The organism is Pantoea agglomerans NBRC 102470, from assembly GCF_001598475.1.
Lineage (GTDB): Bacteria > Pseudomonadota > Gammaproteobacteria > Enterobacterales > Enterobacteriaceae > Pantoea > Pantoea agglomerans.
This window is the reverse complement of record NZ_BCZA01000006.1, coordinates 460,464-474,397: the sequence shown is the minus strand read 5'-3', so window position 1 is coordinate 474,397 and position 13,934 is coordinate 460,464. Positions and strand designations below refer to the sequence as shown.

The 13,934-nt window shown below is 57.1% G+C and carries 12 protein-coding genes and 1 riboswitch; of the genes, 7 read left to right on the top strand and 5 right to left on the bottom strand.

Annotated elements, in window-relative coordinates; translation table 11 throughout:
- Positions 1-4 precede the first annotated feature (4 nt).
- On the bottom strand, positions 5-691 hold the full coding sequence (locus tag PAG01S_RS14765; protein ID WP_062759286.1) for a molybdate ABC transporter substrate-binding protein: 687 nt from the start codon (positions 689-691) through the stop codon (positions 5-7).
- Positions 691-1,740 (bottom strand): ABC transporter substrate-binding protein, encoded by a 1,050-nt coding sequence (locus PAG01S_RS14760; RefSeq protein ID WP_062759282.1) that lies wholly within the window; start codon positions 1,738-1,740, stop codon positions 691-693. Before PAG01S_RS14760 ends, PAG01S_RS14765 begins: the two co-directional genes overlap by 1 nt.
- A 288-nt stretch (positions 1,741-2,028) precedes the next feature.
- Positions 2,029-2,127, top strand: a riboswitch (guanidine-I (ykkC/yxkD leader).
- A gap of 60 nt (positions 2,128-2,187) precedes the next feature.
- Between PAG01S_RS14760 and PAG01S_RS14755 the strand changes: the two genes are divergently transcribed.
- The 6 genes from PAG01S_RS14755 (at position 2,188) to uca (ending at position 10,012) form a co-directional block, all read left to right on the top strand.
- Positions 2,188-3,243, top strand: a complete 1,056-nt coding sequence (locus PAG01S_RS14755; protein ID WP_062759280.1) for a putative urea ABC transporter substrate-binding protein — start codon at positions 2,188-2,190, stop codon at positions 3,241-3,243.
- 24 nt (positions 3,244-3,267) lie between these two features.
- Entirely contained in the window at positions 3,268-4,083 is an 816-nt protein-coding gene (locus PAG01S_RS14750; RefSeq protein ID WP_010247123.1) for an ABC transporter permease, read from the top strand.
- Complete coding sequence (locus tag PAG01S_RS14745) at positions 4,080-4,865, top strand: ABC transporter ATP-binding protein (protein ID WP_062759278.1); 786 nt, start codon at positions 4,080-4,082, stop codon at positions 4,863-4,865. Before PAG01S_RS14750 ends, PAG01S_RS14745 begins: the two co-directional genes overlap by 4 nt.
- Positions 4,862-5,590, top strand: a complete 729-nt coding sequence (locus tag PAG01S_RS14740; protein ID WP_062759275.1) for an urea amidolyase associated protein UAAP1 — start codon at positions 4,862-4,864, stop codon at positions 5,588-5,590. Before PAG01S_RS14745 ends, PAG01S_RS14740 begins: the two co-directional genes overlap by 4 nt.
- A 10-nt stretch (positions 5,591-5,600) precedes the next feature.
- Positions 5,601-6,236, top strand: coding sequence for an urea amidolyase associated protein UAAP2 (locus PAG01S_RS14735; protein WP_010670353.1), 636 nt, complete (start codon positions 5,601-5,603; stop codon positions 6,234-6,236).
- A gap of 164 nt (positions 6,237-6,400) precedes the next feature.
- Positions 6,401-10,012, top strand: coding sequence for an urea carboxylase (gene uca, locus PAG01S_RS14730; RefSeq protein ID WP_062759273.1), 3,612 nt, complete (start codon positions 6,401-6,403; stop codon positions 10,010-10,012).
- Between the two features lie 98 nt (positions 10,013-10,110).
- Here uca and PAG01S_RS14725 read toward each other — a convergent pair whose 3' ends face one another.
- Complete coding sequence (locus tag PAG01S_RS14725) at positions 10,111-11,019, bottom strand: LysR substrate-binding domain-containing protein (RefSeq protein ID WP_010670351.1); 909 nt, start codon at positions 11,017-11,019, stop codon at positions 10,111-10,113.
- A gap of 99 nt (positions 11,020-11,118) precedes the next feature.
- On the opposite strand from PAG01S_RS14725, the gene PAG01S_RS14720 reads away from it, so the two are divergent.
- Positions 11,119-11,892, top strand: coding sequence for a HalD/BesD family halogenase (locus tag PAG01S_RS14720; RefSeq protein WP_052271561.1), 774 nt, complete (start codon positions 11,119-11,121; stop codon positions 11,890-11,892).
- 2 nt (positions 11,893-11,894) lie between these two features.
- Here the strand turns inward: PAG01S_RS14720 and PAG01S_RS14715 are convergent, their stop codons facing one another.
- Positions 11,895-12,968 (bottom strand): DUF2817 domain-containing protein, encoded by a 1,074-nt coding sequence (locus PAG01S_RS14715; RefSeq protein WP_062759271.1) that lies wholly within the window; start codon positions 12,966-12,968, stop codon positions 11,895-11,897.
- Positions 12,969-13,005: 37 nt separating this feature from the next.
- The gene (locus PAG01S_RS14710; RefSeq protein ID WP_022624317.1) at positions 13,006-13,776 is read right to left on the bottom strand and encodes an ABC transporter substrate-binding protein; all 771 of its coding nucleotides are present in this window, start codon (positions 13,774-13,776) and stop codon (positions 13,006-13,008) included.
- Positions 13,777-13,934: the final 158 nt, after the last annotated feature.

Here is a 13,934-nt window from a genome sequence, read left to right as displayed (position 1 = left end):
GCATTTACTCCCCGCCAAACCCCGCTTCCCGCAGTACCTTTTTTGCCTGCTCCGATTCTAAAAAATCCACCAGCCGACGCGCCTCTGGGGTAATGACTGCACAGGCGTAGCGCGCAACAGAATTGAAAGCCGCAGGGATATCAACGACTGTCAGCCCGGCAATCTGGCTCAGGGCAGCCCGATGGCTGGCATAACCGATAAACAGATCCGCCTGATCCTCCAGGATAATCCATTCTGCCGCCAGCCTGCCTGCGGGAATGGGTGCAGAGTCGCGCCCACCCACCAGTGCCTTTGCGCGCTGGCGCACCGCTTCACCGGCTTTGCCCATCCGGGTGAAAAGGGCCTGCGCGTAGTCGCCAGAGGGATCGGCTGTGGGCGTAGAGGTTGCGATCCGCAGTGTGTCGCGGGTCACTAGCTGATACCAGTCGTCTCCCGCCTGTAGCCGATCGCTGCGAACCGTGATGCAGAGTTTATTAGTTGTGAGCGGTATGACTGCCAGCGCTCGCCCAGCGTTCAGCAATTTTTGCGGATGCTCCTCACTGGCTGAAGCGAAGAGATCGCAGGGCTCACCGGCTTCAATCCGTTCGCGAAGCAAACCGGCGGGGCCAAACCGGGTTTCAACTGGCTCAGGAAAGTACGCCATCAGCGCGGGCCAGACCGCTTTCAGGCTGCCCGCAGCCAGTACGCGCATCACTCTGTTCCCTGATAAGCGGTGCGATAGAAGCGCTGATACCACTTATTGGCCAGCTTATTCATGTCCACATCCTGAAATTTCTGCGGATAGAGTTTTTTCGCCATCCACAATTCGCCAATCCCCATCGCTTCCGGCATTGGATAACCCCATGCTTTGGCGTAGTCCGGCATCAGCCAGACGCGATGATTTTTTACCGCGTCGATAGCCTGCCACTGTGGTGAACTGTTGATTTCATTCACGACGGAGGGATAACGGTCCTGCACAAAAATCACCTGTGGATCCCAGGCGATGACCTGCTCCATCGACACGGTTTTAAATCCCTTTACGGTCGCTGCGGCGACATTGACCGCGCCCGCATGCAGCATCATCAGGCCGGTATATTTTCCTGAGCCGTAGGTGGTCAGTTCCGGGTTCGCCATATAGGCGCGAATGCGTTTTTCCGCCGGAACATCCTTCAGGCGGTCGCTGACGATTTTGCGGCCCTCATCGGTGGCCGTAATCAGCGCTTTTGCTTCTGCCGGTTTATTGATGATCTCGCCGATAAGCGTAATCCCTTCACGCAGTCCTTTGTCATAGGCCATTTCCTCGTCGCGGATAGAGGGGTTCATTTTTGCCTTTTCACCCGGCTCGTCATGACGCAGTGAGATAGCCACCACCGGAATGCCCAGCGCGGTAATGCTGTCGATCATCTCATGCGGCGCATAGTTGGTTGCAAACACCACCTGCGGATGCAGCGCCACCAGTTTTTCGGGATCAACATGCGTCAGATCCCCCAGTGTCGCTTTCTGGTTCAGCTCAGGAGCCAGGCGGGCATAGCTGTCACCAAGTTGCTGCTTCCAGTTCGCCATCACACCGACGATTTTATCGGTCGCGTTCATCTGCACCAGCAGGTTAAGCGTCTGATGCTGAAGCACCACAATACGATCAACACGATCAGGAATCGTGACCTGGCGGCCTGTCTGATCGGTTATCTGGCGCGATGCCTGGGAAGAGAGCGGAAGGAGTATCAGTAAACCGAGTGTGCATGCCTGCCAGAAGCGCTTCATTAACTATCCTCAAAATACGTTATGCAGTGGATTATATAGCGATAAGTGACGAGCGTCACGGTCCGGGTCTGCATTCCGGCATAGATGTGAGTACAAAAAGAGACTGACTGAGGGTTCTGATATCTCTTGCCTGCCCGGCACTGATTATGTGCAACGCCCGTTACTGACTCACCATCACGGTGCCTTCTTGATTTTTCTCCTTCTATTTATCTGATTTATCATGATTTAATTTCTGGCACGCCATTTGCTGAAGTCTGAACAGTAAGCAGCGTTCGACACAATTGATAGCAAATAGCTGGCTAGGGTTCCGGTTCACGCAGGTGAATGTCTGGTCCGAGAGCTGGCGACCTCTGTGAGGTTACACGGCGGGACAAAAGCCCGGGAGACAGCGGCACCAAATGGTGTCTTGCGCTGCTCCCGTTTTTTTGTGCCAACCAGAGGTCAACCATGAAGAATTCACCCCTCCTGACGCTTATTCTGTCGCTGACGCTGCTGGTCAGCGCGCCATCTTTCGCCGCGGTCAAAAAAGAGTTCAATATCTGCTGGACCATCTATGCGGGCTGGATGCCCTGGGGCACCATCAGCAACGAGAAAATCATCGATAAATGGGCCAGCAAATACGGCATCAAAATTCATATCACCCAGCTCAATGACTATATCGAGTCGATCAACCAGTACACCGCGGGTCAGTTCGACGGCTGCACCATGACCAACATGGATGCCCTGACCATACCTGCGGCGGGCGGCATTGATTCCACGGCGCTGATCACCGGCAGCTTCTCTGATGGCAATGACGGTGTGGTGCTGAAAGGCGTAAACAAAAAACTCAGCGACCTGAAAGGGATGTCTGTCTATCTTCCTGCGCTGTCGGTTTCGCACTACCTGCTGGTTCGCGGTCTGGAGAAGGCCGGTTTACAGGAAAAAGACGTTAAGGTCGTGAACACCTCCGATGCCGATATCGTCTCCGCCTTTGGTACCAAGGGCGTGCAGGCGGCGGTTGCCTGGAATCCGCAGCTTTCAGTGATCAAGAAAACCCCGCAAACCACAGAAGTATTCAGCTCTTCGGCCGTGCCGGGCGAACTGATTGACATGATGGTGGTGAACACCGAGACCCTGAAAGATAACCCCGCGCTGGGTAAGGCACTGACCGGGGCCTGGTTTGAGATGATGGCGAAAATGCAGGCCGGTGATGCGCAGGCGCTGAGCGCGATGGCTGCCGATTCCGGTACTGACCTCGCCGGATACAAGGCGCAGCTGAAAACCACCCACCTGTTCTGGACCCCAGCCGAAACCCAGACATTTGTTTCTTCCCCCGATCTGGCGAAAACCATGCAGCGCGTCGCCGCGTTCTCCTTTGATAAGGGATTACTGGGCGAGGGTGCACAAAGCGCTGACTTCATCGGTATGAGCTTCCCTGGCAACATCACCGTCGGTGATACAGCGAACATCAAACTGCGCTTTGACGACAGCTATCTGAAGATGGCCGCTGCGGGCAAGCTGTAATCACCGATCTCAGGAGTATTTGCCATGCGCCACATCAACCGCTATCCCCGGCAGGGAATGCGCCTGACGCTGATGCTATTACCTTTTGTGCTGCTGATCGCCGTCTGGTTTATCAGTTCGGCGGTGCGTCTTGAAGCCAACCCACACGACAAACTGCTGCCCGGCCTGTCACAGATGATCGCCGCCATTGATCGGATGGCCTTCACGCCGGACAAGCGCAGCGGCGAATATCTGCTGTGGGCGGATACGTGGATTAGCTTAAGCCGTCTGCTGACCGGCCTGGCGATCTCTTCACTGATTGGTCTCTGCATCGGTGTTGCTGCGGGCGTCTTCCCGATGAGTCGCGCGGCGCTGTCACCCTTTATGACCGTGGTGTCGATGATCCCACCGCTGGCGCTCCTGCCGATGCTGTTTATCGTCTTCGGGCTGGATGAGCTGTCAAAAGTGATGCTGATTGTTATCGGGATTACGCCGATGCTGGCGCGCGACCTTGAACATCGGGCGCGGGAAATCCCCGCAGAGCTGTTTATCAAAGCACAAACTCTGGGGGCGAACAGCTGGACGGTGGTGCTGCGGGTTGTGCTGCCGCAGCTCTTGTCGCGGCTGATCACCTCGCTGCGCCTGTTGCTGGGATCCGCATGGCTCTTTCTGATCTCCGCCGAGGCGATTTCCGCAACCGCCGGACTGGGCTATCGCATTTTCCTGGTTCGTCGCTATATGGCGATGGATGTGATCATTCCCTATGTCATCTGGATCACGCTGCTGGCGTGGCTGATGGATCTCGCGCTGCGTCAATTGCACAAAGCCTGTTTCCCCTGGGCGGAAGGAGGCCGGGAATGAGTTTTATCGATATCAAAAATATCTGGCAGGAGTATGGCGACCACGTGGTGCTGGAACGCATCAATCTGCAGGTCAAAGAAGGTGAATTCTGTTCGCTGGTGGGCGCGTCCGGCTGTGGTAAGTCGACGTTTTTACGCCTGCTGCTGGGGCAGGAAAGGCCGACACGGGGAACAATCACGCTGGATGGTGAACAGCTGCGCGCGGAACCCGATCGCAGCCGTGGCGTGGTGTTTCAGCGTTACTCCGTTTTCCCTCATCTCAACGTGCTGGATAACGTCGCCATTGGCCTCGAACTTCCGGCTTCACCGTTTACTGGCCGGCTGTTTGGCACCCGAAAACGCCATGCCCGTGAGCAGGCAAAACAGATGCTGGAGAAAGTCGGGCTGGGCCATTCGCTCGATAAATATCCGGCGCAGCTTTCGGGCGGGATGCAGCAGCGGCTGGCCATTGCGCAGGCTTTTGTGCTGCAGCCGCGCGTACTGCTGCTGGATGAGCCCTTCGGCGCGCTGGACCCCGGCATCCGCAAAGATATGCATGCGCTGCTGCTCCAGCTCTGGAGCGAAACCCGCATGACGGTGTTTATGGTCACTCACGACCTTGCCGAAGGCTTCAATCTTGGCACCCGGCTGCTGGTTTTCGACAAAGTGCGCATCGATCCTCAGGCCCCCAATGCCTGGGGCGCGCGTATCACTTACGACATCCCGCTTAATGAAACCCGGCTGTCGCAGCTGGCAACCGGCAGTAAAAACAACATTTATCCCCTCAAGGAGACCGCTCAATGACCGCACTTTTTCATTCAGCTCCGAGCCTGCGCGAAGAGCAGCTGCCTGGCGGAGGGCACACCTCGCTGATTCTGCGCAAAGGGCAAATCCTGCGCCTGACCGACATCGAGGGCGGCGCGAACGTCAGCATGATGATGCTCAATCCCCACGAGAAAAGTGAACGCCTGAATCTGCCGGATACCCTGAAAGGCCAGCATACGGCTCACCTGACTACCGGGCACTGTTTCTATTCCGACATGGGACGCGTACTGGCCGCGATTGTGGCGGATAGCTGCGGCTGGCACGACCCGTTTGGCGGCGTACTCAACGCGGCGGAAACGCACGATAAGTATGGAGCCGGACGCTATCAGGAGCTGCGCAACGGCTTCTACCGCAACGGCACCGATAACCTGCTGGTTGAGATGGGCAAATGGGATCTGGGTCTGGAAGATCTGCTGATGGTCGTCAACTTTTTCAGCAAGGTCACGGTTGATGAGAAGGGCCGCTTCCGGTTCAGCGCGGGCAACAGCTGCGCCGGCGATTTCACTGAACTGTACGCACCCATGGACGTGCTGATGGTGCTGACCGCGCTGCCACATCCGCAGGATCCCGCCGCTGACTATCTCCCGCGTCCGGTCCAGCTGAGCTGGTATCAGGCCGACGATATGCAGGCCGTCAGCGAAGCGATGGTCACGCGTGGTGAAAACCAGCGCGCGCTTCATAACACCCAACTTTTTGCCCTGTAAGGAGGCTGCGATGACCCTTATCAACTCTGATCGTCGTCCTGAAGATGCCGTCTATCGCCACGTGATACCGGCAGGCGAGCCGTGGCTGTTCGAAGTGAAAAAAGGGCAGACGCTGCGCCTGCTCGACCTCGAAGGGAATCAGGCAATTGATACCCTGTTCTATAACAGCGATAACCCGCGGGAACGCTACGATCCTCAGCGCACGCTGCGTCGTCAGGGAAACGTCTATCTGACCACCGGCAGCGTGCTCTATTCGAATCTGGGCAATCCGCTGCTGACTATCGTTGCCGACACCTGCGGTCGTCACGATACCCTGGGCGGAGCCTGCTCGCAGGAGAGCAACACCGTGCGCTATGCCCAGGATAAGCGCTACATGCACAGCTGTCGGGATAACTTTCTCTGTGCCTGCCTGCACGATGGCCGCCTTCACAAACGTGATATCGGTGCCAACATCAATTTTTTCATGAACGTTCCGGTCACGCCAGAAGGCGGTCTGACCTTTGAAGATGGGTTATCGGCACCCGGCAAATACGTTGAGCTGGTAGCCGAATGCAATGTGATGGTGCTGATCTCCAACTGCCCGCAGCTGAATAACCCCTGTAACGGCTGGAACCCGACGCCCGCCGAAGTGCTGGTGTGGAACTGAGTCAGCGTTGCCATGGCGACAAGCGGGACTGAGTTTCTCAGCCTTTTGCGTCAGACCTCTCAACACACCACCGGCGTACGCCTGTTACGTGCCGGTCAGCCCCGGGGACGGCCCCAGGGAATATCGAATTTTGCGGGACGACCCGCATCCCTGAGAGTTCGCTTATGTTTGATACCTTACTGATTGCTAATCGCGGTGCTATCGCCTGTCGCATCCTGCGCACGCTGCGTGCCATGCAGGTGAAAGGGGTCGCCGTTTACTCCGAAGCCGATCTGAGCAGTTTACATATCCGCGAGGCGGATGTGGCGCTAAGCCTTGGCGAAGGCCCGGCTGCACAAACCTATCTGGTGACGGAAAAGATCATCGCCGCCGCGCAGCAGAGCGGGGCGAAAGCGATTCATCCTGGCTACGGTTTCCTTTCGGAAAACGCCGCCTTTGCTGAGGCGTGCGAGGCTGCCGGTCTGATTTTTGTCGGCCCCACACCGCAGCAGTTGCGGACTTTTGGCCTGAAACACACGGCCCGCGCGCTGGCGGAAGCCGAAGGGGTGCCGTTGCTGGAAGGCAGTGAACTGCTGGCAGATATCAGTGAAGCCCGCCGCGCCGCAGAGAGGGTCGGCTATCCGGTAATGCTCAAAAGCACCGCGGGCGGTGGTGGCATCGGTATGCGCGTCTGTCGTGATGCGAATGCGCTGTCAGAGGCGTTTGAAACGGTCCAGCGCCTCGGCCAGAACAACTTCAGCGATGCCGGGGTATTTCTCGAAAAATATATCGAACGCGCCCGTCATCTTGAAGTGCAGATTTTCGGTGACGGCAAGGGCGAGGTAATCGCGCTGGGCGTACGCGACTGCTCGGTACAGCGGCGTAACCAGAAAGTGATCGAAGAGACGCCAGCGCCGAATCTGCCAGCAGGTATGGCGGAGGCTTTATGCGCGGCGGCTATCGCGCTGGGAAAAGCGGTGAACTATCGCAGCGCCGGAACGGTTGAGTTTGTCTATGACAGCGGGGCGCAGCAGTTCTATTTTCTTGAAGTGAATACCCGGCTGCAGGTTGAACATGGCGTCACGGAGCAGGTGTGGGGCGTTGACCTGGTGCAGTGGATGATTGAGCTGGCAGCAGGCGATCTTCCTCCGCTTCCCTCGTTAGCCGCCGCGCTGAATCCTCAGGGCCATGCCGTGCAGGCGCGAATTTATGCGGAAGATCCGGGGCGTCAGTTCCAGCCTTCGCCAGGGCTGTTAACCCAGGTCCTCTTTCCGGCAGCCGACGGTAAAACCCTGCGTATTGACCGCTGGGTGGAAGCGGGGTGCGAAGTCCCGCCATTCTTCGACCCGATGCTGGCAAAAGTTATCACCTGGCGCCCCACTCGCGAGGAAGCCATCGCCACCCTGGCACAGGCGCTGGCGGAGACACGTTTATATGGCGTAGAAACCAATCGCCTCTATCTGTTGCAGATTCTGGCCTTCTCGCCCTTTACGGCTGGCGAACCCTGGACCCGCTGCCTGGAGCAGCTCGCCTATCAGGCGGCAACGGTTGAAGTGGTGAGTGCCGGAACCCAGACCAGCGTTCAGGACTATCCCGGACGTCTGGGATACTGGGCGGTAGGCGTGCCGCCATCGGGGCCGATGGACGATCGCGCACTGCGTCTGGGCAACCGTCTGCTGGGCAATGAGGAGGGTGACGCCGCGCTGGAAATCACCCTGAATGGACCCACCCTGAAATTCAACACTGAGATTCAGGCGGTGATCTCTGGCGCGCCGCTCACTGTCACACTGGATGGCGTCGGACAGTCAATGAATTCTGTATTTACCATTCCGGCCGGGACAACGCTGAAGCTGGGCGCGATAAGTGGCGCGGGCGTCAGAAGTTATCTCTGTCTGAGCGGCGGTATTCAGGTGCCGGACTATTTAGGCAGCAAAAGCACGTTCACCCTTGGTCAGTTTGGCGGACATGCCGGACGGGCACTGCGTAGCGGTGACGTGCTGCATCTCGCTCCGCGTTCTGCGAGCGCAACCGGAACGGAACTGCCCGTCGGACTGCACACAGAGCTTGCTACGGTGCGCACGCTGCGCGTCATTTATGGTCCGCACGGTGCGCCTGAGTTTTTTGCGCCGGAGTATATCGAGACGTTTTTTACCACAGCATGGGAAGTGCATTTTAACTCCAGCCGCACCGGCGTTCGTCTGATCGGGCCAAAGCCAATCTGGACCCGCGACAGCGGCGGTGAAGCAGGGCTGCACCCCTCGAACATTCATGACAACCCTTACGCGATCGGCGCGGTCGATTTTACCGGTGATATGCCGGTGATTCTGGGGCCGGATGGCCCGAGCCTTGGCGGGTTCGTCTGCCCGGTGACGGTAATCGAGGCGGATCTCTGGCAACTGGGACAGCTCAAAGCCGGTGACAAAGTGCAGTTTGTCGCGGTGGATATTCCTACCGCCCGCCGACTGGCAGAGGGCCGACGCGCCGAGCTGACCACGCTCCAGCCACAGGAAACAGACTGGCAGCCTGCACCGCTGATTTCGCCCATCGTGATGACCTGCGGCGCAGCGGATAAACGCCTGGTGGCGCGCCTCTCTGGTGATACGCATCTGCTGCTGGAGGCTGGCGAGCCGGAACTGGATCTGGTGTTACGTTTTCGCATTCATGCGTTGATGCAGGCGCTGGAAGCGCAATCCCGCAACGGTATTATTGATATCACGCCGGGGATCCGCTCGCTGCAAATCCACTTTCAGCCGGAGACGCTGACGCCCGACGTGCTGCTGATGTGGGTGCGCGGTGAGTGGGAGAGGGTCTGCATGAGTGATGACCTTCAGGTTCCCACACGCGTGGTGCATCTGCCGCTCTCCTGGGACGATCCGGCCTGTCAGAAGGCCATCGAAAAATATATGACCACCGTGCGGCAGGATGCGCCGTGGTGCCCGAGTAATCTGGAATTTATCCGCCGTATAAACGATCTGCCGGATGAGCAGGCTGTCTGGAACACGGTCTTTGAAGCCAGCTATCTGGTGATGGGGCTGGGCGATGTCTACCTCGGCGCGCCGGTCGCCACGCCGCTGGATCCCCGTCATCGGCTGGTGACGACAAAATATAATCCGGCCCGCACCTGGACGGCGGAAAACTCGGTTGGCATCGGCGGTGCCTATCTGTGTGTGTATGGCATGGAGGGGCCAGGCGGCTATCAGTTTGTCGGCCGCACGCTGCAGATGTGGAACCGGTATCATGAAGTCGCTGATTTTGGCGGTAAACCCTGGCTGCTGCGCTTTTTCGATCAGATCCGTTTTTATCCGGTTTCAGCCAGTGAGCTGTTGCAGATTCGCCGCGATTTTCCCCTCGGTCGCTATCCGCTGCGCATTGAGCACAGCACGCTGCGGCTGGCGGAATATCAGGATTTCCTCGCCCGTGAAGCGCAGAGCATCGGTCTGTTTCGCCATCACCAGCAAGCCGCGTTCCATGCGGAACGTGACCGCTGGATCGCCAGCGGACAGGCCCATTTTGACAGTCAGGAAAGTGTGGCCGATGAAGGCGGCGACGCGCCGCTGCAGCCAGGCGAGCAGGGGGTTGAAAGCCCGGTTTCCGGCAATTTATGGCAGGTGCAGGCGACGGCGGGCAGCCGGGTGAAGGAAGGGGATACACTGGTGGTGCTGGAGTCGATGAAGATGGAGATCCCGCTTCTGGCGCCGTGCGACGGCATTGTTCAGCAGGTCAGCGTGCAGCCAGGCAGCGCTGTACGTGCAGGGCAACGCGTGGCGGTGATTGTTGAGGATAATGCGGAGGGATGATGACACCTGATCGCCTGGTGGCGCAGTGATAATCTGACCCTGTGCCCGCTGATGGTTCCAGACTGGCGGACGCAGGCGAGTCCGATCGCGGCGAAGGGCTATTCGCAGCTCGCGCCCAGTTGGCTTAACCAGCTGATCATCGCCTCACTGCCTGGCTGGCTCAGGGTGCGTTGCGGCCAGACAAGGTAATAGGGTTTGCTCAGCGGCAGGCAAAGATCATCCACTACCACCAGATCGCCCCGTGCCAGTTCCGCCGCGATAAGGCGTCGCTGCCCCAGCAGCACACCAGCTCCCGCGACAGCCGCATCAATCGCCAGCGAGGTCAGATTAAAGCTGAACGCGGGCTGCGGCAGAGGTTCGTCCATGCCTTTAGCCTGAAACCAGCTTCGCCAGTCCGGCAGAAAACGGCCTTCATTACCCCAGTCGAGGTGGATCAGCGGCGCCTGGCTTAAGATCGTTTCCGGCGTAAAGCGATGTAACAGAGCAGGACTGGCCACCGGCAGCACGTCATCATGAAACAACTTCAGCTTATCTGACTGCGGGTAACGATCCTCACCAAAGCAGATCACAAAATCGGCGGGCATCGCGGTGAAATCGACCTGAGAATGCGTACCGTGTAACGAGAGATCGATATTCGGGCAATGGTCGCGCCAGCTCGCCAGCTGGGGCAACAGCCATTTGGACGCCAGCGCCGGCAATGTGTAAACCGTGAGTTTTGGCGCGCTGGCCGCATGGCGGATGTTTTGCTGACCGAGATGCAGAATATCAAACGCCTCAGTAACATAGCGCAGATACTCTTTTCCGGTTTCGGTCAGCATCACGCCGCTCTGCGTACGTAAAAACAGGGCGCTGCCGAGTTGCTCCTCCAGCTGGCGAATCTGCTGACTGACTGCCGCCGGGGTTAAGGCCAGTTGAGCGGCCGCTTTTGCCAGGCTGCCCAGTTCGGCAGCCACTTTAAATGACTGTATGACGCTGATCTTTGGCAACCTTGGCAATTGGGCAGGCATTAACACTTCCTTATCAGGGCATTAAGTTTTTATCGTTACGCAGCGTTGCAGGCGACCGGTAGAGTAACATCACACCTGCTCATCATGAGAATTGTTGCTATGTCTGGTTCCCTTGTCCGTCTCGATCTTCATCCACTGGCCGATCATGGCTGGCGTCAACGTTGTCGTGAGCAGTTAAACCAGTCCGGCGCGCTGGTACTGCGTCAGTTTTTAAAACCACACGCTTTAGAGGCGATCATCGAAGAGGGCAATGCACAACGTCACCAGGCTTATCACACCCGCAGCAAGCACAATGTCTATCTGATGAAACCTGATGACGCTTTCAGTGCTGAGCATCCGCGTAATCGGGATGTGATCAGCACCAAAGGCTGCATCACTGATGATGTTATCGCTGCCGACTCGCCGCTGCGTCAGCTTTATAATGATGAGCTGTTCAAACATTTCCTGTGCGATGTGCTGGGTGAAAAAGCGCTCTATCCCTATGCTGACCCACTTTCCTCGATCAACCTGCACTATGCATCACACGGCCAGGAGCTGGGCTGGCACTTCGACAACTCCTCATTTGCGATCACCTTACTGGTACAGAAACCGCTGGCGGGCGGCGTGTTTCAGTATGTGAAAGATCTGCGGGATGCCGATGCCGGTGAGATGAACTTTGCCGGTGTCGACACAGTGCTGGAAGAACGCCAGACCGTTGACGCGCTGGAGATAGATGCCGGGGATCTGGTGCTGTTTCGTGGCCGTAATTCCCTGCACCGCGTGACCCCAACTGAAGGCGAGGTCACCCGGATGCTGGCCGTGCTGGCTTATAATACGCAGCCGGATATTGCGTTGTCCGAAACCGCGCGTATGACCTTTTACGGCAGACTATGACATCATGGCGTGTCTGCAAGGGCACGCCAGCCGCGCAGAAAGATTTGCTGCGTGCGGAAAGCCACCAATGCACGCCAGTCCGCATCTTCTGGCCAGAACCCCTCGACCAGTTGCTGCTTTATCACATGGCCGCCCGCACTGGCAGGATCGCCATAGAGGTGCAGCCAGTGATCTTCACGCACCCGCTGATGCATATCCTGACCCTCGTAAGTCCCGCATTCCACCACCAGAGGCAAAATCCGGGTGTCAGCCAGCGACGTCAGCAGATAGTGCGACAGATAGCCGGTTGCCGTTGCTGTAATTCCAGTTACACTGTCACGTCCGGCACCAGTAAACAATAAGGTCAGCCACTCACCGTAAATGACTTTGCCCCAGTCATGCGCCGGATAACGCTGCTCCGCAATAGAGAGCAGCATCGGATGCCCCCATGCGCCAGCCCCGGTATGAAGGTCAAAGCTGATGATGGTTTTCGCTACAGAGAGATGCTGGTCAACGATCGCCGCCATCGTAAGGTGTGACCAGCAGGGCTTCTCACCGCCGAAAAAAAAGCCGTCAGCAAAACTATACTGTCCGGCTTCTGTGACACGTTTAACCGCCTGCCAGCCTGCGCCCTCGAGTGCGTCGGCCAGTTGCCGATCGGCGCTTGCACGGTCGCCATGATAAATACCGTGCCACTGTGCATAATCCGGGTTAGCAGGAGGTGGCTGACTGAAATCGATAAAGTTACGATTCAGGTCGATATTGTCTTCGTTCACGCGCCGTAAATGCGCCGCGCCCCATGGATTGAGCAGATGAATCAGCAACAGGGCGGTATCAGCGGGCAATGCTTTTTCATCCAGCGTCTCGAGCAAGGCTATCTGACAATCGGAACCATAATAGCCTTCAACGCCGTGAGTGCCGGAAACGACCAGCATCAGACGTGATGCGCTGGCCGGTCCTATCCGTGCCACGTCTGTATACAGGGCTTCTCCCAGAGGACCAGGCAGAGGATGCGGATACGAGGTCGTCTCAGCACCTTTGCTCTGCGCCGCTGCCATAAACCGCGCGCGCTGAACGTGGTATTCGGGCAATGCCATAGTCTTCATATTCCTGCGATTCTTCACGTTGTGCGGATCAGGGATAAACACTGAATTTAAAATATTTTTTGGTGAGCTGGTCATAAGTCCCGTTTTTATGCATCTCCGCCAGTGCCGCGTTAATCATCTTCAGGTTTGCCTCATCTCCTTTGCGTAGCGCGATACCCACGCCATCACCAAAAATCACTTTATCCACCAGGGTCCCTTTGATGGCGTATGGCTTGCCTTCGGCTGAGGTCAGGAATCCCTGTTCAGCAGAGACCGCATTGGCCAGGCTGCCATCAAGACGCCCGGCGACCAGATCCGGATAAACTTCCATCTGGTTAGGATAGGAGATGACTTTAACGCCCTCCGGCTCCCATTTGGTTTTGGCATAGGTTTCCTGGATGGTGCCCTGTGCCACACCGATCGTCTTACCGCGCAATGAGGCAACATCGGTCGTCAGCGTGCTGGCAGCCGGTGCCAGTAAAGCACTGGGCGTGTTGTACAACATATCGCTGAAAGCCACCTGCTGACGACGCTTATCGGTCATCGACATCGCTGACAGGATGGCATCAAATTTCTTCGCCTGAAGGGCAGGGATGCTGCTATCAAAACCCATTTGCACCCACTGGCACTTCACCTTTGCCTGAGCGCAGATGGCATTGCCCAGATCAACATCAAAGCCCTGCAATGATCCATCAGCCGCCTTGAATTCAAACGGCGGGAACGTAGGGTCAACGCCAAAGCGCAGGGTCTGCTGCGCCAGTGCCGCGTGACTAACTGTTGTGAGCGAAAACAGTAATGCGAGGGATAAGCTCTTTTTCATGTTTTAATTCCCGGATGCAAATGAATTTAAGCGCGACATTCAAATTTAATAACATGCGACCTGTTTTCCTGCCAGCGAATAAACCGCAATCATCCAGATTAAAATCTTATTTTATTAAGATACTGTGCGAATTATTTATACGGCGTTAATTTTTACTT

Bases quoted from the DNA above. Each gene is read 5' to 3' on its own strand.
- uca (WP_062759273.1), top strand. From the start codon at position 6,401: ATGTTTGATACCTTACTGATTGCTAATCGCGGTGCTATCGCCTGTCGC.
- PAG01S_RS14760 (WP_062759282.1), bottom strand. From the start codon at position 1,740: ATGAAGCGCTTCTGGCAGGCATGCACACTCGGTTTACTGATACTCCTT.
- PAG01S_RS14735 (WP_010670353.1), top strand. From the start codon at position 5,601: ATGACCCTTATCAACTCTGATCGTCGTCCTGAAGATGCCGTCTATCGC.
- PAG01S_RS14750 (WP_010247123.1), top strand. From the start codon at position 3,268: ATGCGCCACATCAACCGCTATCCCCGGCAGGGAATGCGCCTGACGCTG.
- PAG01S_RS14725 (WP_010670351.1), bottom strand. From the start codon at position 11,019: ATGCCTGCCCAATTGCCAAGGTTGCCAAAGATCAGCGTCATACAGTCA.
- PAG01S_RS14715 (WP_062759271.1), bottom strand. From the start codon at position 12,968: ATGGCATTGCCCGAATACCACGTTCAGCGCGCGCGGTTTATGGCAGCG.
- PAG01S_RS14755 (WP_062759280.1), top strand. From the start codon at position 2,188: ATGAAGAATTCACCCCTCCTGACGCTTATTCTGTCGCTGACGCTGCTG.
- PAG01S_RS14710 (WP_022624317.1), bottom strand. From the start codon at position 13,776: ATGAAAAAGAGCTTATCCCTCGCATTACTGTTTTCGCTCACAACAGTT.
- PAG01S_RS14745 (WP_062759278.1), top strand. From the start codon at position 4,080: ATGAGTTTTATCGATATCAAAAATATCTGGCAGGAGTATGGCGACCAC.
- PAG01S_RS14765 (WP_062759286.1), bottom strand. From the start codon at position 691: ATGCGCGTACTGGCTGCGGGCAGCCTGAAAGCGGTCTGGCCCGCGCTG.
- PAG01S_RS14740 (WP_062759275.1), top strand. From the start codon at position 4,862: ATGACCGCACTTTTTCATTCAGCTCCGAGCCTGCGCGAAGAGCAGCTG.
- PAG01S_RS14720 (WP_052271561.1), top strand. From the start codon at position 11,119: ATGTCTGGTTCCCTTGTCCGTCTCGATCTTCATCCACTGGCCGATCAT.